Annotated in this window: 19 protein-coding genes; 12 read left to right on the top strand and 7 right to left on the bottom strand. The window is 37.9% G+C overall.

All coding sequences use genetic code 11. From position 1 onward, the window contains the following. Nucleotides 1-2: 2 nt before the first annotated feature. The 3 genes from FW754_RS07625 (at nt 3) to pal (ending at nt 3,638) form a co-directional block, all read left to right on the top strand. Nucleotides 3-1,463, top strand: coding sequence for a protein TolA (locus FW754_RS07625; RefSeq protein WP_446324265.1), 1,461 nt, complete (start codon nt 3-5; stop codon nt 1,461-1,463). 201 nt (nt 1,464-1,664) lie between these two features. Beyond that, nucleotides 1,665-2,948 carry a Tol-Pal system beta propeller repeat protein TolB gene (gene tolB / locus FW754_RS07620; RefSeq protein WP_446324264.1) on the top strand — a complete coding sequence of 428 codons (1,284 nt, stop codon included), beginning with the start codon at nt 1,665-1,667 and terminating at the stop codon, nt 2,946-2,948. A gap of 120 nt (nt 2,949-3,068) precedes the next feature. Beyond that, entirely contained in the window at nt 3,069-3,638 is a 570-nt protein-coding gene (gene pal / locus FW754_RS07615) for a peptidoglycan-associated lipoprotein Pal (RefSeq protein ID WP_409512904.1), read from the top strand. 98 nt (nt 3,639-3,736) lie between these two features. Here pal and FW754_RS07610 read toward each other — a convergent pair whose 3' ends face one another. Together FW754_RS07610 and FW754_RS07605 are read right to left on the bottom strand one after the other, a co-directional pair. Continuing rightward, a complete protein-coding gene (locus FW754_RS07610; protein WP_419349393.1) occupies nt 3,737-4,078 on the bottom strand; it encodes a DUF5713 family protein in 342 nt (113 codons plus the stop codon). 91 nt (nt 4,079-4,169) lie between these two features. Then, nucleotides 4,170-4,364 (bottom strand): NF038105 family protein, encoded by a 195-nt coding sequence (locus tag FW754_RS07605; protein ID WP_446324263.1) that lies wholly within the window; start codon nt 4,362-4,364, stop codon nt 4,170-4,172. A 175-nt stretch (nt 4,365-4,539) separates the two neighbouring features. Between FW754_RS07605 and FW754_RS07600 the strand changes: the two genes are divergently transcribed. The 7 genes from FW754_RS07600 to FW754_RS07570 all read left to right on the top strand — a co-directional run bounded on the left by FW754_RS07600 (nt 4,540) and on the right by FW754_RS07570 (nt 9,461). After that, nucleotides 4,540-5,514, top strand: coding sequence for a class 1 fructose-bisphosphatase (locus FW754_RS07600; RefSeq protein WP_446324262.1), 975 nt, complete (start codon nt 4,540-4,542; stop codon nt 5,512-5,514). Between the two features lie 97 nt (nt 5,515-5,611). Then, nucleotides 5,612-6,388 (top strand): TrmH family RNA methyltransferase, encoded by a 777-nt coding sequence (locus FW754_RS07595; RefSeq protein ID WP_446324261.1) that lies wholly within the window; start codon nt 5,612-5,614, stop codon nt 6,386-6,388. A gap of 162 nt (nt 6,389-6,550) precedes the next feature. Next, a complete protein-coding gene (locus FW754_RS07590) occupies nt 6,551-7,165 on the top strand; it encodes an RNA polymerase sigma factor (protein WP_409512908.1) in 615 nt (204 codons plus the stop codon). Then, entirely contained in the window at nt 7,158-7,481 is a 324-nt protein-coding gene (locus FW754_RS07585) for a hypothetical protein (RefSeq protein ID WP_446324260.1), read from the top strand. The genes FW754_RS07590 and FW754_RS07585 overlap by 8 nt, the downstream gene beginning before the upstream one ends. Next, nucleotides 7,471-7,878, top strand: coding sequence for a DUF3106 domain-containing protein (locus FW754_RS07580; protein WP_419349398.1), 408 nt, complete (start codon nt 7,471-7,473; stop codon nt 7,876-7,878). Before FW754_RS07585 ends, FW754_RS07580 begins: the two co-directional genes overlap by 11 nt. Nucleotides 7,879-8,581: 703 nt before the next feature. After that, the gene (locus tag FW754_RS07575; RefSeq protein WP_446324259.1) at nt 8,582-9,061 is read left to right on the top strand and encodes a DUF4139 domain-containing protein; all 480 of its coding nucleotides are present in this window, start codon (nt 8,582-8,584) and stop codon (nt 9,059-9,061) included. Then, nucleotides 9,051-9,461, top strand: coding sequence for a hypothetical protein (locus tag FW754_RS07570; protein WP_446324258.1), 411 nt, complete (start codon nt 9,051-9,053; stop codon nt 9,459-9,461). Before FW754_RS07575 ends, FW754_RS07570 begins: the two co-directional genes overlap by 11 nt. 165 nt (nt 9,462-9,626) lie before the next feature. On the opposite strand, the gene rnk is transcribed toward FW754_RS07570, so the two are convergent. From rnk to FW754_RS07555, 3 genes are all read right to left on the bottom strand, one after another. Continuing rightward, a complete protein-coding gene (rnk, locus tag FW754_RS07565) occupies nt 9,627-10,034 on the bottom strand; it encodes a nucleoside diphosphate kinase regulator (RefSeq protein WP_446324257.1) in 408 nt (135 codons plus the stop codon). 167 nt (nt 10,035-10,201) lie between these two features. Further along, nucleotides 10,202-11,455 carry a serine hydroxymethyltransferase gene (gene glyA, locus FW754_RS07560; RefSeq protein ID WP_446324256.1) on the bottom strand — a complete coding sequence of 418 codons (1,254 nt, stop codon included), beginning with the start codon at nt 11,453-11,455 and terminating at the stop codon, nt 10,202-10,204. Nucleotides 11,456-11,670: 215 nt separating this feature from the next. Further along, nucleotides 11,671-12,894: a lipase family protein gene (locus tag FW754_RS07555; protein ID WP_409512892.1), complete on the bottom strand. Its 1,224-nt coding sequence runs from the start codon at nt 12,892-12,894 to the stop codon at nt 11,671-11,673. 300 nt (nt 12,895-13,194) lie between these two features. Here FW754_RS07555 and FW754_RS07550 point away from each other — a divergent pair, with 300 nt between their 5' ends. Together FW754_RS07550 and FW754_RS07545 are read left to right on the top strand one after the other, a co-directional pair. After that, complete coding sequence (locus FW754_RS07550; protein ID WP_446324255.1) at nt 13,195-13,896, top strand: putative quorum-sensing-regulated virulence factor; 702 nt, start codon at nt 13,195-13,197, stop codon at nt 13,894-13,896. Nucleotides 13,897-13,982: 86 nt separating this feature from the next. Continuing rightward, the gene (locus tag FW754_RS07545; protein WP_446324254.1) at nt 13,983-14,615 is read left to right on the top strand and encodes a hypothetical protein; all 633 of its coding nucleotides are present in this window, start codon (nt 13,983-13,985) and stop codon (nt 14,613-14,615) included. 141 nt (nt 14,616-14,756) lie between these two features. Here FW754_RS07545 and FW754_RS07540 read toward each other — a convergent pair whose 3' ends face one another. Continuing rightward, a complete protein-coding gene (locus FW754_RS07540; RefSeq protein ID WP_409512907.1) occupies nt 14,757-15,953 on the bottom strand; it encodes a putative solute-binding protein in 1,197 nt (398 codons plus the stop codon). Nucleotides 15,954-16,219: 266 nt separating this feature from the next. Then, a partial coding sequence (locus FW754_RS07535; protein WP_446324253.1) for a cadherin-like domain-containing protein occupies nt 16,220-18,340 on the bottom strand: 2,121 nt, incomplete at its 5' end.

Here is an 18,340-nt window from a genome sequence, read left to right as displayed (position 1 = left end):
TTATGAAAAAAATTGAACAGCCACAATCCAAACAAAAAGCGATTGCACTAGGTTTCACCGTTGGTGTCCATGTAGTGGCGATTGTTGGCTTACTTTTTCTCGGATTGAGTAAACCACCTGAACCACCTAAACAAATTAAAACCATCTTAATTAAGCCTGAAGACTTACCACCACCTGAGCCTAAACCCCTCATCAAATCAGATTCAACAGAGACTGCAGATAATCATGTTGCCGAAACGATTCAGCAAACTGCTGAACCTACACCTGATGCACCTGATATTCCAACTACTCAACCTGATCAGGCTCAAGCCGATCTACAAAAAGCTACGAATGATGCTCAAGCTGCGGCAGCAACACAATTGGCTGCTCTTGCTGCAACCAAAGCAAAAAATGAAGCTGCACGTCAAAAAGCCGCTGCGGCTGAAAAGGCTCGTTTAGACGCTGCTGATAAATTAAAGCAAGCAAAAAATGCTGCTGAAAAATCAAAAGCTGAAGCTGAGATGAAAGCGGCAACTGAAAAAGCTGCGAAAGAAAAAGCGAATCAAGTAACTAAAGATGCTCAAGCAAAAGCTGCTCGTGATGCACAAGCTGCTAAAGACAAAGCCGCTAAAGATGCTCAAGCGAAAGCAACTCGTGATGCACAAGTGGCTAAAGACAAAGCCGCTAAAGATGCACAAGCGAAAGCAACTCGTGATGCACAAGCTGCTAAAGACAAAGCCGCTAAAGATGCTCAAGCGAAAGCAACTCGTGATGCACAAGCTGCTAAAGACAAAGCCGCTAAAGACGCCCAAGCAAAAGCTACTCGTGATGCACAAGCTGCTAAAGACAAAGCCGCTAAAGATGCACAAGCGAAAGCAACTCGTGATGCACAAGCTGCTAAAGACAAAGCCGCTAAAGATGCTCAAGCGAAAGCAACTCGTGATGCACAAGCTGCTAAAGACAAAGCAGCTAAAGACGCCCAAGCAAAAGCTACTCGTGATGCACAAGCTGCTAAAGACAAAGCCGCTAAAGACGCCCAAGCAAAAGCTACTCGTGATGCACAAGCTGCTAAAGACAAAGCAGCTAAAGACGCTCAAGCAAAAGCTGAACGTGATGCACAAAATGCCAAAGATAAAGCTGCGAAAGAAGCTGCTGAACGAGAATCTTCTGCTGAAAGGGCTGCACAAGAAGCTGCAAAAAACAAAGCTGATGCGAAAAAAGTGGCTGGTAACGCAGTTGCAGCATTTAAACGTAAAGTAGAAAGTAGTTGGAATCCACCAGATAAACCTGGTGAAACAGCAAGTGTATCCGTTATTTTAGACAATAATGGTAATGTTACGAATGTATCAGTCAATGCTTCAGATCCTGCGGTCAAAGCATCTGCTGAAAAAGCAGTTCGTGCGGCTGCGCCCTACCCAATGCCTGATGATCCTGAAGCACGAAAACAAGCACGATCATTTAAAACATTATTACGTGTGAAATGAATATAAAAACTCTCTGCTCAAGTAGGGAGTTTTTATAATTTTCTGCATATTTTGGGGTATAAATGACTGAACATTCATATAAAGAATATTCTTCATTCATTTTCACTTCATAATTACATGCTTTATATAGATTAAAATCATGTCTTCATGCTACAAAGCTTACACTGTTAAAAAAACCAATATTTGAGTACACAACAACCCATGAAAATGATGCATAAACATTTTTTAGGATTGGCAATGATTGCAGCTATCGGACCTGCACTCATCAGCACTGCCAATGCTCAGCTTTATTTTGAAATTGCCAAAGCACCTGAACGTGCACCTAAAATTGCAATTATTCCTTTTAGTAATGACCAAGCGATTTATCCTGTCGTTGAACAAGACTTAAACCGCTCAGGACGTTTTACCAGTGCCTCAAAAAATCTACCTGCAACAGCAAGCCTAGACAATGTCAATGCTGAAGCATGGAAAGTGGCAGGTGTACCTTATGTGGTTTTAGGTGATTCAAAACAAAATGCTGATGGTACATTCTCTGTACGCTACCAATTGTATGATGTAGAAAAACAAGCTTTTTTACTCAATGAATTACTTACTGTACCAGCATCACGTATTCGTTCTGCAGCACACATGATCAGTGATGCAATTTATCAAGCACTAACTGGAATTAAAGGTGATTTTAGCGGACGTATTGCGTATGTACTTCGTAATCCTGCAACACCTGAACAGCGTTATACCTTACAAATAGCAGACACAGATGGTGAACAGCCAAAAACAGTGCTGAGTTCTCGTGATCCGATTTTGTCCCCTGCATGGACACCAGACGCTAAAAAAATTGCTTATGTTTCATTTGAAACCAAACGCCCTGCCATTTATGTACAAGATTTAGCCACAGGGACACGTGAAAAATTAGCTGGTTTTAAAGGCTTAAATGGTGCCCCAAGCTTCTCCCCTGATGGAAAATCTATGCTGTTCACAGCATCCATGCATGACAACCCTGAAGTATATCAAATGGATCTCGCCACTCGCCAAGTTAAGCGTATGACTGTCGATAGTGCCATTGATACTGAAGCACGTTATGCACCCGATGGTAAATCTTTCATTTTCACATCTGATCGTGGTGGCTCTGCACAAATTTATCGTTATAACTTTGCTGATGGTTCAACCAAACGATTAACCTTCCATGGTGCATTCAATGCACGTGGTAGCTTAAGTGCTGATGGTCAATATGTCGCTTTAGTGCATCGCCCATCTGGTAGTAACTATAAAGTTGCGATTCAAGAAATTTTGACTGGGGTAACCAATATTTTAACCCCTACAAGTCTAGATGAGTCGCCAAGTTTCTCACCCAACGGTCAAATGGTGGTGTATGCCACACGTGAAGGTAATCGTGGTCTATTAGCAATCATGTCAACAGATGGTCGCTTCCGTATGAATTTACCAAGTGAACAAGGTGAAGTTCGTGAACCAGCTTGGGCACCTAAATAATGACTAAACCTAACAACGCATTATTTTTTTCTAAAGCAACCTTTTTCTAAATCAACGCACTGAAAGTCATCATATTTCCTACTTTTAGTGAACTTTTTAAAAATCGTCATGGAGATGAGTATGAATAAATTGAAATACTTGGCATTGCCACTATTAGCAACAAGCCTTGTAATGACGGGTTGTGCAAATCGTAAACCTGCGGCAAATATTGAAGCAGGAAACACCCCAAATGGCTCAACAACCGTAAGCACCGATGGTCTCAGTGAAGATGCAGCATTGAATGCACAAAACTTAAATGGCGCATCTTCAAAAGGTGTTACTGCTGCAAATAAAGCATTTTTAGCGAAACGTGTCGTTCATTTTGATTATGACAGTAGTGACTTGTCGAATGAAGACTATCAAACCTTACAAGCGCATGCTCAATTTCTCATGGCAAATGCCAATTCACGCTTGGCTTTAACGGGTCACACAGATGAACGTGGTACTCGTGAATACAACATGGCTTTGGGCGAACGCCGTGCTAAAGCTGTGCAGAGTTACCTTGTAACCAATGGTGTGAATGCAGGTCAATTGGAAGCGGTAAGCTATGGCAAAGAAATGCCGATTAATGCTGGTCACAATGAAGCAGCATGGAAAGAAAACCGCCGTGTAGAGCTGAACTATGAAGCTGTTCCGCCATTGTTGAAATAAAAGATTATAAAAAAATGCTCTAAATTTAGAGCATTTTTTTATCTTTAAAATATTTTTACAGTTATTGCAGTATGATTTTTAATCTTCTATTTTTCAATTTACCAATCACGAGGTGAAATTAACTCCTCTTGATCTGCGTCAACAAAACCATAACTTTGTGCAATAAAATAAATATCTGAACCTATACTTTCTCTTGCCACTGTTTCAATTTCGCTTTCCGCTTCATCAAAAGCATCTTGTAGAACATTGATGTGTTCTGTTGCCACATGTGTAAATATATATAACGCATCTAAATTTTGTGGTTTTTGTGCTTCAATTTGTTGACATAAATCCAATAAAGTTTGTTTCAGTTGATCTACTAAGTGCTTAGGAAAATAAGAATCTTGATACATATCGGCTAAAAAGGAATGCGACAAGATAATTGGATTTTGAATCGACATATTTTTCTCAAAATTTATAACGTTAAATATCTAAATACTGTAAAAATATCCAAGTAAAAAACTTTCAATTTTCATATTGATTAGTTTTCAACTAATTCGTAGATTTTTCTATAACTTCCTGTTTAGGAAGCACCATCGAATCAATCAAATCATGTTTATTGAACTCTTTAAACTCAGGTTTTGCTTGGTATTCTTTCCATGCATCCTTAACATTTTCCGCACTGATATCTTTTAAATCAATACCTTCACTTGCAGTTGGAGTCGCTTCAAACTTTGCTGTTGTCATTGTAGTACTCCCATAAATGGTTGTTTTAATATTTAACATAGCACGTTAAAAAAGACTTTCAAGTGTAAAATCGCGACAAATAACACAGGATGATTTTTATTTTGTGCCGAACTCATCTAAAATGGTCGGATTCTTTAATTTGTTAGAAATTTATCGCTTTTGGAGCACCTCTGATATGTCATATCGCACATTATCCCAATTCTTAGAACAACAACAAGGGAACCTGACACCAGAACTTGCTGATGTTATTGCAACCATTGCAAATACTTGCAAACGGATTGATCAACTTTTGCAAAAAGGAGCACTTGCGGGTGTATTAGGAAGTGCACAGCATGAAAATGTGCAAGGTGAAGAGCAAAAGAAACTTGATGTAATTTCAAATGATTATTTAATTGATGCATTACAAATCAATAAAAATGTGGGTGGTTTAGCATCTGAAGAGCTTGATGAATTTACCCCTGCGCAAGAAAATGGTAAATACTTGGTTTTATTTGATCCATTAGATGGTTCAAGCAACATTGACATTAACATGTGTGTGGGTACAATTTTCTCAATTCTTCCTGCAAAAAATGCAGTAACACAAGCCGAAGATTTCATGCAAGCGGGAACTCAACAAGTTTCTGCTGGTTATGTTCTTTATGGTCCATCAACCATGATGGCACTTACTGTTGGTGCAGGTACAGTATTCTTTACTTTTGATCCTGAAACTCAAGAATTTTTACTGACTTCTGAAAGCATTCAAGTCGCTGCCGACACTAAAGAATATGCGATTAATGCTTCAAATCAACGTCATTGGGAAGCCCCTGTAAAGCGTTATATTGAAGAACTTCAAGCAGGTAAAACGTCTATACGTGAAAAAGATTTTAATATGCGTTGGGTGGCATGTATGGTGGGTGATATTCACCGTATTCTATGCCGTAGCGGTATTTTCTTATATCCATACGATACCAAAGATCCGCAAAAAGCAGGTCGTCTCCGTTTGATGTATGAAGCAAACCCAATGAGTATGCTAATGGAACAAGCAGGTGGCGCATCAAGCACAGGTCGAGTACGTGTTTTAGAAATCCAACCAACAGAACTTCATCAACGTGTTCCTGTCGTTATCGGTTCTAAAAATGAAGTTGAGCTTGTGACAAGCTATCACAACTAATTTTCGCTTATTTACTCTCTTGCTTTAAGGGAGTAGTCCATTTCTGGGGTTGTTGCCAATAGCACAACCCCAACTTACTTTTCATGGATACACTCCCATGCCTACTATTTTTCTTGAATCTCGAGATAACCCAAAAATTAAACACTTACGTGCTTTAATTGAACAAAATACCTATCGTAAAAAACAAGGTCAAACTGTTCTTGAAGGTACACATTTGACCCTTGCTTGGCTTGAAAAAGATCGTATGATCAAGTCCATTTTCACGACTGAACATGCACTTTCTCATCCAGATTTTGAAGAAATTTTTTCAAAATATACGGGTATTGTTTTTGTACTCAGTGAATCTTTATACAAAGATTTGAGTACTTTAGGCACATCACTCGCTTGTTTAGCCATTGTCGACTTACCTCATTCAACAGAAGCACTCAACTTCACAGAAGACACACTTATTCTTGAAAACATTCAAGATCCTGGCAATGTTGGCACACTTTTACGTTCCGCTGCGGCTGCGGGTATTGATCAAATTGTGTGCACTAAAGGCTCTGCATCTTTATGGTCGCCTCGTGTACTTCGTGCAGGTATGGGCGCACATTTCTCGTTAAATACATATGAAAATGTTGTTCTTGAAGACATTATTAAGCAATTTAAAATTCCTGTATATGTAACTAGTTCACATGAAGCTGAAAGCCTTTACAGCAAAAGTCTACGTAAACAATGCGTATGGATTTTAGGTAATGAAGGTCAAGGTGTATCTGATTTTGCGATGAAATATGCAGAAGCTGTCAGCATCCCACAGCCCGGCGGACAAGAGTCACTCAATGTTGCGGTTGCAGGTTCAATCTGCTTCTTTGAAATGGTACGTCAACGTCTATAATTTAGTTAATTTATTTTAATAAACATATCAAATGTTGTTAAATCATTTAAACTGATAAAAATAATTACTGAACCATGTCAACCCACCATGTATTTAGAACGTTATATAGGCAACGATCTTAATTAAAATGGTGGGCAACCCATGACGGGATTTTCCATCTCTATGGACTTAGCACCAAAGAAACAGTCTGATCTAGCGAGCACTCAAGTGAGTACCGCGGAACATCGCCTGAAGTATTTCATGCAAGATGTGACAGGTCGTGCCTTGGTGATGATGGAAAGTGCAACACAGGGTCACAATGGCATTGCTATGGATTTAGTACAGGAAGCCTTTATTTCTCTTCATAAATCTTATGCAGAAAAAAGTACCGATGAATGGTATCCCCTGTTTTACACCATTTTAACCAATAAATTACAAGATTGGCGTCGTAAAGAAGCCCGTCGAGCTTCACCTTTTTCACTGTTTCGTAAAGTAAGCTTAGACAGTGACGATGAAGAAGCTATGGATGTCGTGGATGAATCTACCCCCAATCCATTACAATTTTTAGATCAAGCTTTGGCTGTCGAAGAAATTCAAGATGCCATTTCTCGTTTACCTGTGCGTCAACAACAAGCCTTTATGCTCCGTGCTTGGGAAGGTTTCGATACTCAGACGACTGCACAGATCATGGATTGTTCGGAAGGTAGTGTAAAAACCCATTATCATCGAGCGATACAAGGTTTACGCTCATCTTTAGCGCATTTAAATCCAAATATGGGAGGGTCGTCAGATGAATAACGATGATTTCACAAAAAAAGTAACTTCCAAACTAGACCAACTTGCTTCACATCATCGCAATAAAGCTGTGGTGATGCAAAATGTTTTAGATCATATTCATGATAAACCATCATCATTTTTCAGCGCTTGGAAAATGACAGGTTTTGCTTTGGCTGCAGCATTGACAGGTTTTGTAGTTTTGCCGAATGTTTTTGATACCAATGAACAACCACAAAATCAACATGTAATTGTGAACCCAAAACTCTCTCCACAGATGATGGAGGATTTGGATATGTTAACGGCGTTTGGTGAGGATAAAGCATCTCATGGCAGCTAAAAAATTAGTTTTAGCCTTTTGTGCAATCAGCTTTTTACAAACTAGTTTTGCAGGTTTTGAACGTTTTTGGATTTTTTCTAAAGATGCAAATACCTCTGCCAATGAAAGTTGGGAATCTTTATCTGAAGATGAACAGCGTGCTCTGATTAAACGTTATCAGAACTTAAAAGAAATTCCCGAAGCCCAAATTATTGCACTACAACAACGTATGGATTGGTTCAACCAATTACCTGAAACAGAAAAGCAAAAAATGCGCGAAGTGTGGCAACAAATGAGCTCTTCTGAACGTAATGAGATGCGTAATAAAATTCAGAAAGCAACCTCTACTGAACAAAAAGCAGAGATTAGAGAAGTTTACTTTCAAAAATATTTACAAGTCAGTACTGCAATTCAATAAACAAGAGCCATCGGGAATGATGGCTTTTTTGTATCACTTAAAAATGATTGATTATATGTGTTATCGCGCATTATTTTTAGGCTATTTCACTCAGTCATTTTAAATATAATAATTAAGGCGATTTATAACAGCTTCAGTTTCAATCTGTACAGGTACTTTATTTATCCTTAGAATCTCTTTTATTCAATTAATTTTAAATATAAGTTCTGAGTAATGAGAATGAAAAACTTCCATTAATTTTAATAAGTTTTAGTACATTCAATACACAATATAGTTTTGCACTAAATCTTTCTGATTCCTCGATTCAACAAGTAACGCTTTACCCAAGTATGGCAAAAATTGAAGGGAGTACTCCTGTACAAGCGGGTGAACAGCCCGCAGGTTTGAATCATCACAATTACAGAAGCAAATCGAATTAACAGAACTCAAAATATCAGAGCAAAATTCAATTATACAAGCTACTGAATTACAAAATAAATTTTTAGGTAATGTCAAAGAAGGCACTGCGGATAAAGTACGCAAACAAACCTGTGATGCTTTTGTTGCTATTGATCGAGCTAAAAGTGAAAAAGTAAAACTAGAACAACGCCTTTCTGAGCTACAGTAAGATTTAAACAATATTGGCGATCATCAATTTAATCAACGCAGTTTAAAGTTTTATGTCAATGCACCACAAAAAGGTGAAATAAAACTAAGCTATATGGTGCCATATGCACGTTGGCAACCAATGTATAAAGCCGAACTCAATAGCCAAACCAAGCAAGTCAAACTCACTCGCATGGCAATGATTGCACAAAAAACAGGGGAAGATTGGAATAATGTTAAATTAACATTATCGCCTTCTACGCCGACAAGTTATACTCAACAAATGACACCAATGGGATGGTGGGTTGACTATTATCAGCCTGAAACTTCACCTAATTATGGCAATACAACTATAGTTGAAGCAGCACCTGCACCTATTATGGCTCGAATAAGCAAACAAATAGATGAAAGTAATAATACCCCGCAATTTGAGGGAACAGATATAAATTTTAGTACTGAATTCCGCTCGGAAACCAAAGCTTCAATTAATAGTAGTAGTCAACAAATTTTCCTACCGCTGAGTGCAAATCAATTTACGGCGAAATTTTCCATTTGGGCCATTCCACGCCAAAGTCAACAAGCGATTTTTGAATGCTGAAATACCAAAATTAGATAATAATTGGCCATCAGGCATCGTTAAATTATATCGAGATGGCGACTATATTGGACAGCGTAATTGGTCAAATACTAGTGCAGATACAGTTCAAATGAGTTTTGGTCAAGATGAACAGATTCAAGTCAACATTACTGATTTAAATGACATTCAAAACCCTGCCCGCTCTCAATCCGAAACACAGCAAAAAAACAGTTATAGTATTGAAAATTTGCATAATTATCCTGTCGATTTAACTGTATTTGAAGCTGAACCACAAAGCCGAAATCGTAAACTTACAGCACAAACTCGTTATAGTATTGAACCCCTGCCACATCTTGGAATGGTCAACCCAATATCAACCAATGGAATATCCAATTACAACCCAAACAGAAATTTGAACTGAATATTCAATATGACTTTAAATATCCAAGCAAAGGTACTACGAGTGGTTTTTAATCGTTAAAGTAAATAAAAAAAGCCATCGTATAACCCATCCGATGGCTTTTTTAAATCCGATCAATTTCAATATTTATATATTTAATTTTGAACTTTATAAAAAATTAAAATTTTACAAATAGTTGCCTTCACGTTCAGGTTGATAAAGCACTTTTTCAATTTTTACTTTCATCATATGACCATCGGGCTGTGGCCACTCAATGTCTTGCCCTTCTGATAAACCTAAAATTGCAGCGCCAATCGGAGCAATAATATTCACCTGCCCCTTCTCACCTTTAAAATCGTGTGGATAAACCAAAGTGATTTCTGTCGATTCTGTTGCAGGTGCAATGGTAATCAATACTTTTGCATTCATCGTTACGACATCAGTTGGAACATTTTTTGGTTCAACAACTTCTGCACGCGCCAACTCATCTTCCAAATGTTTCATAGTCGGTGTTAGTACAGTCTGATGCTCTAGCATCGTTTCAAGACGATGCAAATCTTGCTCAGAGATAATAATATTTGGTTTACTCGCCATCAACCTGATTCCCTTGCATTTTATGTTATTAATGAAGTGTCAAAATTCGACCATTCATTATAGATATTGCTCTGTTATAGCAGAAAAATTCTAGATTGAGTAATCATCTTTGTTTTTCTTCATCTATAAAAAAAGCTCCCTTGAGGGAGCTTTCTCAAATCATTGACTTATTTTGCGTATACTGGGTATTTAGCACATACAGTTTCAACTTTCACTTTAACTGTATTAATTACTGCTTCATCACCTTTCGCATCAAGGATATCTGCAATCCAACCTGCCAAGTCACGCACTTCAGTTTCACCGAAACCACGAGTCGTTACTGCAGGTGTACCAATACGGATTCCTGAAGTTACAAATGGAGAACGTGGATCATTCGGTACTGAGTTTTTGTTCACAGTAATGTGAGCAGCGCCTAACCAAGCATCAGCTTCTTTACCTGTTACATCTTGTTTGATCAAAGACAAGAGGAACAAGTGGTTTTCTGTACCACCAGAAACAATATCGTAACCACGAGCGATTAATACTTCAGCCATTGCTTTAGCATTAATAACAACTTGTTTTTGATAGGCTTTATATTCAGGTGCCATTGCTTCTTTAAAGCAAATTGCTTTCGCAGCAACCGCATGAACCAAAGGACCACCTTGGTTACCTGGGAATACAGCTGATTGTAATTTTTTCTCGATTTCTTCGTTTGCTTTTGCAAGGATTAAACCTGAACGTGGACCACGAAGTGTTTTATGTGTAGTCGTTGTTGTTACGTCAGCAATTTTTACTGGGCTTGGATATACACCAGCAGCAACTAGACCTGCAACGTGAGCCATATCTACAAATAAATAAGCGCCAACTTTATCTGCGATGTCACGGAAACGTTGCCAATCAACAATTTGGCTGTATGCAGAGAAACCAGCCACGATCATACGTGGTTTATGCTCTATAGCTAAACGTTCAACTTCTTCATAGTCAATTTCGCCAGTTTCTGGGTTTAAGCCATACTGAATTGCATTGTATGTTTTACCAGAAAAGCTTACTTTTGCACCGTGAGTCAAGTGACCACCGTGAGCTAAGCTCATACCAAGTACTGTATCACCAGGGTTAAGAAGCGCTAAGTAAACTGCTGAGTTTGCTTGTGAACCTGCGTGTGGCTGAACGTTTGCATAATCAGCACCAAAAAGTGCTTTAGCACGGTCAATTGCAAGTTGTTCAATGATATCAACATACTCACAACCGCCATAATAGCGTTTGCCAGGATAACCTTCTGCATATTTGTTAGTCAGTTTTGACCCTTGAGCTTCCATCACTGCTGGTGAGCAATAGTTTTCAGAAGCAATAAGTTCGATGTGCGCTTCTTGGCGAGCATCTTCTTGAGCAATTGCCTGAGCAATTTCTGGATCAAATTCAGAAACGGAGATATTGGCGAACATTAGCGAGGTCCTATGAAATTAGGGCTTTTAAGCCGTGCTAAGATTGCGCGTATTGTAGCATGAAGTTTCTGATTAAACAGAATGAAGTTTCTCCTGTTTTAAATAAAAATAACGCATGTAATAATCACATGCGTTATTTATTAAACAATGTCAAATATGAATTTGAATAAATATAACTTCTTTGAATCTAAAAGCTTTTAAAAAATTGTGGTAACTTACTTCGACAACATCTCTTTGGCATCAAAAACTATATTATCAATATTAAGTGTATAGGCAGTATTGTGGTTCCACTCTGCAGTTTGAATATAATTAATTTTTGTACCCAATTTTGTCGCATCGCCAATTAAAGTATCCGTCGCCACTTTCGGAACAGTCGTATCTGCACTACCCTGATAAATCGTAATTGGGGTTGTCACAAGTACAGACAAAGGTTTTGATTCCGTATCAATAAATGTTTTCACTACAGGTAAGCTGAGGAAATTTGGTACAGTCCGTGGATAGCCTGTCAACGTCTTGTTAATTGCAGCATATTGCCCCATCGCTTGACCAAATAAATTACCTAAATCTTCAGCACAAACAGACTCAGCTTGTGCAGCAATTTTATCAGTTGGTTTTTGGAAAACCTGACTATAATCTGTCGATGGATGTGGATTTTTAAGACCTGCTGCAATGAGTGCTGTATAAGTATCGAGTTGAGCATAAACAGGAATTTGTATATCTGGTGTCGAACCAATGACAGACAATTCACCACCTTGTAAAATCATGCCTAAATTGGATGCAGGAGCAACGGCAACAGTACCCTTATAGTTCAAATTGGCACGTGCCGCATATTGTGCTGCACCTAATGCAGCTTGCCCGCCTTGCGAATGTCCAATTGACATCCACTTAGAAGATGCCTTTGTACCTAACCATTGATGCGTTGCAACGACCGCATCTGTAATAGAATAACCTTCACTTTTCACATTTAAAAATGGATGAATCTCTTTACCACTTGGTTCACCTAAACCTTCATAATCAGGTGCAACGACAACAAAACCTTCTGCCAAAAGTTTAGCAATCATGCCTTGAATCGCCGCGTTCATTTCATTACGACTCGGTGCACAAATATCTGCTACGCCTGTTGTTCCATGTGCCCAAGCAACAATCGGCCAACCACCTACAGGCGCTGCGGTACGTGGTGTAAAGACCATGGCATTGGCTTGCACTTCTGTACCATTTATGCCTTTCATTTTATAGGTCATTACTACACTATCGCCTGCAATGGCTGACATATCTGTTTTGGTATACGCAGTTGTTCCCACGACAGGATTCTTAATGGTATTGATATCAGATGTATTGGTCGGTGGTGTTGATGAATCATCATGATCATTACTATCATTACACGCTGTAAGTAATAATACTGAACTTGAAAGTAAAACCGTCAGTAAATGCTTTTTCATTTTATCGTCCTTGATTGGTGTTATTTTTCATGGATTCGCTTTTAATGCACTACGGCACTCTTGTATAAAAACTACCCAAAATATTGTTTTACTGCAAGATATTTTGTTCATTTTTACAAATATTTCAAAAACCAATCTATGCTCTCTCCCCTCCATTTATATTACGTCATTTTCAGGCATCAGCATTTTTATATTCCTTATTGAAAGCCTATATATACCTCAAATATTGGAAAAGATTGAATCCCATCGTGCTGAGTTGTACATTAGAACGATTCATTCGCTTCGTTCTAGGACATTTACATGCAAGCCATTATTCTCGATACCGAAACCCATACGCTAAATGGCTTACCCATCGAGATTGCCTACGCACCTATTGAAATTGAAAATACCAAACTCAGTTTAGATCGTGAAAAAATGTTCGATCAGCTTTATAGCATTGGAGATGAAAAAATCTCTTGGGGCTCAATGGCGGTGCATCATATTTTAGAGTCTGACTTAGAGAATCAACCAAATTTTTCGAGTTTTGAATTACCGACTGAAACCCAATATATCATCGGTCACAATATTGATTACGATATACGTGCCATTCAACAATGCGGTATCGATACTTCACACATTAAAGCCATTTGTACTTTAGCCCTTGCTCGATTGGTTTGGCCTGATGCTGAAGCGCATAATATTTCTGCACTAATTTATATGATTAGTAAAGGCAGTGACAAAGCTCGCCAAATGCTGAAAGGTGCTCACCGTGCCGATGCCGATATTATTTTAACTGCTAATATTTTAATGCATATTATTCATCGTTTAAATATTCAAAGCATTGAAGAACTTTATGCTGTTTCAGAAGATGCTCGTATTCCACGTACTATTACTTTTGGTAAACATAAAGGTACCGCGATTGCAGAATTACCAAAAGATTATATTCAGTGGCTCATGCGCCAAGATGAACTCGACCCATATTTACGTAAGGCTTTAGAAAACGCAAACCTAGTCACACTTTAAAATATTGATTTGTAATAAAAAGTTCATACTAGTGTAATTTTTACCCATTAAGCTCATCTGATTTAACCCTAGGGATAAATCAGACTATGGATCATTATCAAAAAACAACGATGGGCATACAAGCATTGCGGGAACGCAATTTGAACCTAAGTGCCCGTCAACGCCGTTTATTGGTTCTGATTGGTACGCGTGATTTTACCTTGTTAAATTCGCACTTAAAGCAAAAGCTTGCCACCCCTGAATTATTACAACAACTTGAAACAATGGGGCTAATTACTCACCCACATTTATCAAGCAATAAACAAATAGGTTCATCACAGCTAAATTTAAAAAATAATTCCCCTTTACTCAATCTTTCTTTGGAAGAACCATTACCCATTTTAGATATAGAACAACCTGAACCGATCAAACCCATTCAAAAAAATGCATTTCCAAATGTAGAAAATTCTTCGTTAAAAGATGTCCAATTTCATTCGCAATTTTCCATGCTCAAATTCGATGAAATTCAGCACCTAATGATTAACTTACTTCAACAACATTGTGGACTTATGGCAAAACAACTTATTCAAAAAATTAAAGATTCAAATACGCCAAAATGTTTGAAACACTGTCAAATACAGTGGCTCACGACCTTACAAGAATCAAAAATTGATCCGTCACAATTAAATCAATGCTTACAGCAAATCAATCATGCACTTATTCATATCGTCAAATCTTGAATTTTCATAAAAATGATTCATAAAAAGCCACATACTTCTTTAAAAATATGGGGTTAAACGAACGTATATTTTTATCGCAGAACCCTTCAAATCATCATTATTTTGCTTTGATCGATGAAATTTGTGTTTTATAGAGCCGTGTTATTCATCATTCAAAGCACATTCAAAACTCGATGGATTTTGATTACAACGTATTTTTTTCAAAATTTTCATCATTGCAGGATCATAAAACCCTTCTTTAGTCATTTGAATACGGGCTTCACGCATGATTTTAATATAACCCGGTTTATCGGCTTCACGAATATCCATCCAATATTTTGCAGGAATATCTTTTTCCATTTTATCAACAAATTGAAATGCAGGAGTTAACTGTTTAGAAATCATTTCACGTGCAATCGGTCCCATGCCTGCTGGGAATTTATTGCGGTGCATAATCAAAGTACCTGTCACTTGAATCAGCGGAAATTTAATAATTCCACCCACGACATTGCCATTTTTATCGGTCATGCCTTTATGCAACTCAAGCGGTTTAAACAATAAAGATGGACCTGCCATAATATCGACTTCTTTATTGTTAAATTTACCGCCTACAGTCAGTAAATCGACTGAAACGGGCTGTGCACCGACATTCTGTACCAATTTTTTCTGTGTACCATCAAAGTTCATGACCGCCACTTTTTTGCCCGCAGCTTTCGATAAAGTATCAATTTTACGGTCATTAACCATAATATATGCTGCACCTAACGGTACAATCCCTACCACCTCATAGTCTTTATTGACCATTTTGGCATCGAATTCTGGACGTGCTAAGACCTGCATCACTGCGGTCAATTGTTTATAGTTTTGCACCGCACCAATCGCATCAATACTACCCACAAATGGATTGAACTGACGGGCACGAATATTACTAATGCCTGCACCATCACAGCGCTTACTACGGAAATCTTCGGTCAGCACACGTTCATCGGTATATACTTTAAGCTTAATATCTGTTGATGCCGTTTTTTTCAGTTTTGGATAACTTAAATCGATGTGCATTTGTAACTTCGATGGTCGAGTAATTTTCATATCGACACCGAAATCTTTTGCCACTTGTGCAATACGTGGTAACTCACTGATATAACTCGTCGCCTGTTCAAAGGCTTCACCATTGGCGCCGTCGGGTGAATAAACACAAAGGGTAACTTCTTTCGGAATTTGTTGCCAAATTTTTGGATCATTCATCAAGGTCTTAATTTTTGCCTGTGAATGTGCCGAAAGTGTTAAATCCAACTTAGGCACAGGTGCTGCTTGCGATACGACCGCTATCGTTGACAGTGCAATTGTTGTCGTGAACATTATTTTATATCGAGATGAATATTTCACTGTCTGACTTTTTTGTGCCATTTTTATATCCTTTTTTAATTGTGATCACTGTCCCAGTGTTTATCTAAAAATAATAGATCAGTCTAAAAATTGAATTGGCTTAGCTATTTTTGCTATTGTCAGAAAAGATACTTAAACCAACATTTGTTTGAAAACTTAAAAAACGATCTAAAAAAGGATGTCACAAAATAAAAAGCCCCTTAAGGAGCTTTTTATCATCAATTTATATCAAATCAAAATTAGATAATAATCTGATTATTTTTCAATAAATCATTCAATGTTACATCTGTTGTTTGATGCGTTAAGATCAATAAATCTTGTGACTGATAAGCAGAGGCTGCTCCATCACGGTCAATTGAAATAACAGCTTGCTCTGTATTGGCATCATAATTTACAGAAACATACTCACCTAAATTATTCAGTGTTGCTGCATCTGAAAGTAAAGCTGAAAGATCAATTTGAGCATAAGAACCTACGCTAAAATTATCCTCTATACGTAGTGTATTTCCACCTGTATTTGTATCACTTAATAAATCAAAGATAATATTATCATCTTCAATAGGCATCGCTAAAAGTGCTTTAGCTGCAACACCTGTTGGTGGATACAAAATAATATCAAAATCCGTTTCCGTAGAAGCTTCTGAACCATTTGATTGTTCAGTTGCTGTCGCAGTAACTTTGACATCTAATGTATCTGAAGCACCACTAACAATATAGTTTTTCGGTGCTACAGCAACTAACGACTGACCATTAATGGATAGATCTGTCGTACTGAATTTCAAGATACCATTCGCATCTGCTGTACCGAGTAAGGTACGTGTTCCATCTTGAGCAATTGCATAAATTTGCATTCCCTCAACGAGTCCCTCAAATGCTAGTGAAAGACTTTCTGAACCATCTTTATCATTTAAACCAGTAGATAACAGACCGAGTGAAATGTCTTTACCTACTTCGCCGCTTAAATTGAAATATGGACGATGGAAGCCATACTGATCTTTATCTGCTGCATCCTTTTGAATTAAGTCCGAAACAGTCCATTCCACAGATGAATTTTCACCTTGATAAACTTTATTCATCATATCAATTGCAGTTTTTAAATCAGGGAAATAACTAATTTTATCACCACCAAGATCTTTCAATTGGAAGTCATAATTACCCTCACCTGATTGGTTATGCATATAAAAATCAAATGTATAAAAACCTGATTCTGTTACAGTAAAGTCTTTATTCACACTTGTCGATGAACCACCCCAAGATACATACGCAGGATCATTATTACCAATGATTAATAAACCACTATCATCAGCTTTACCTTGATATCGATAAGTATGTCCAGCTTCTAAATAAACATAACCCTCAATCGCTACGCCATTATAAGTTGGTACATTTCCATTTGATAAGCTGTTCGTTTTCCCTTCACTTATAGCTGGATTGGTTGCTTGATTACTTGTTAAATATTCAAAAACTGTTTTTAAAGTTACATCTGACACACCTGAACCACCACCAGTCAAAGTATGTTTCTTACCACCAATTGTTACTTCTTTAAGATTAGACCAAGTTTTGATATTTAAGTTAACCGTTGCAGGTTCCCACTCAACCAATCCAAATCCGAGATTAGGTTTATCTGCAACAGCATCAACGATTATTTCAATTGAACCATCAGTTGTATGTTTACCATCAGACACACTAAAACCAACATCAGCATAAGTATCACCTGCATTATTTGAAGCTTCATTTGCATCAGGTTCAAATGTTACTTTACCACTGTCAATATCAGCATAAGTTAACTTTTGACCATTAGTAATAGCCACTTTATTACCAGAAGCATTTGTATAATAAAGCGTTCCATCCGTTGGTAGATGAGTAATGGTCACCATTAAGTTCGCATTGGTCGTATTCGCATCTGTTATACCAAAGTGTGCCCATTTCAATACCACCGACTGATCTTCATTTGTGATGACCGACGTTGGATTTACAATTGGTGCAACCGTATCAACAGGGCCTTCTCCCTTTCCGATTAAGCCCGGGTTACCTGTTAAGTCGTCGTATGAACCTGCAGGGACTTCGACTTTCACTGTGCCATCTGTACCTGGTGGTACTTGTGCTGTGTAGCTACCATCCGGTTGTTTTTCAAAGATCACCGGGATGTCTTTGCCATTCTCATCTTTTACCGTGATTTTGTCGGTGGTGATTGAATCAGGATCAACATCATCTGGGTAGGTCAACGTAATGTTACCGTCTTCGTCTACTTTTACTGTTACTTGTGGTGGTGTGGTATCAACCGGGCCTTCGCCCTTGCCGATTAAGCCCGGGTTACCTGTTAAATCATCGTATGAACCTGCAGGGACTTCGACTTTCAC

The organism is Acinetobacter sp. 1207_04, assembly GCF_052850415.1.
Note: the sequence above shows the minus strand (reverse complement) of the source record. Positions and strands in the feature narration are given on the sequence as shown.

Coding starts and splice junctions, on each gene's coding strand:
- FW754_RS07625 (WP_446324265.1), top strand. CDS start 3: ATGAAAAAAATTGAACAGCCACAATCCAAACAAAAAGCGATTGCACTA.
- tolB (WP_446324264.1), top strand. CDS start 1,665: ATGAAAATGATGCATAAACATTTTTTAGGATTGGCAATGATTGCAGCT.
- pal (WP_409512904.1), top strand. CDS start 3,069: ATGAATAAATTGAAATACTTGGCATTGCCACTATTAGCAACAAGCCTT.
- FW754_RS07610 (WP_419349393.1), bottom strand. CDS start 4,078: ATGTCGATTCAAAATCCAATTATCTTGTCGCATTCCTTTTTAGCCGAT.
- FW754_RS07605 (WP_446324263.1), bottom strand. CDS start 4,364: ATGACAACAGCAAAGTTTGAAGCGACTCCAACTGCAAGTGAAGGTATT.
- FW754_RS07600 (WP_446324262.1), top strand. CDS start 4,540: ATGTCATATCGCACATTATCCCAATTCTTAGAACAACAACAAGGGAAC.
- FW754_RS07595 (WP_446324261.1), top strand. CDS start 5,612: ATGCCTACTATTTTTCTTGAATCTCGAGATAACCCAAAAATTAAACAC.
- FW754_RS07590 (WP_409512908.1), top strand. CDS start 6,551: ATGGACTTAGCACCAAAGAAACAGTCTGATCTAGCGAGCACTCAAGTG.
- FW754_RS07585 (WP_446324260.1), top strand. CDS start 7,158: ATGAATAACGATGATTTCACAAAAAAAGTAACTTCCAAACTAGACCAA.
- FW754_RS07580 (WP_419349398.1), top strand. CDS start 7,471: ATGGCAGCTAAAAAATTAGTTTTAGCCTTTTGTGCAATCAGCTTTTTA.
- rnk (WP_446324257.1), bottom strand. CDS start 10,034: ATGGCGAGTAAACCAAATATTATTATCTCTGAGCAAGATTTGCATCGT.
- glyA (WP_446324256.1), bottom strand. CDS start 11,455: ATGTTCGCCAATATCTCCGTTTCTGAATTTGATCCAGAAATTGCTCAG.
- FW754_RS07555 (WP_409512892.1), bottom strand. CDS start 12,894: ATGAAAAAGCATTTACTGACGGTTTTACTTTCAAGTTCAGTATTATTA.
- FW754_RS07550 (WP_446324255.1), top strand. CDS start 13,195: ATGCAAGCCATTATTCTCGATACCGAAACCCATACGCTAAATGGCTTA.
- FW754_RS07545 (WP_446324254.1), top strand. CDS start 13,983: ATGGATCATTATCAAAAAACAACGATGGGCATACAAGCATTGCGGGAA.
- FW754_RS07540 (WP_409512907.1), bottom strand. CDS start 15,953: ATGTTCACGACAACAATTGCACTGTCAACGATAGCGGTCGTATCGCAA.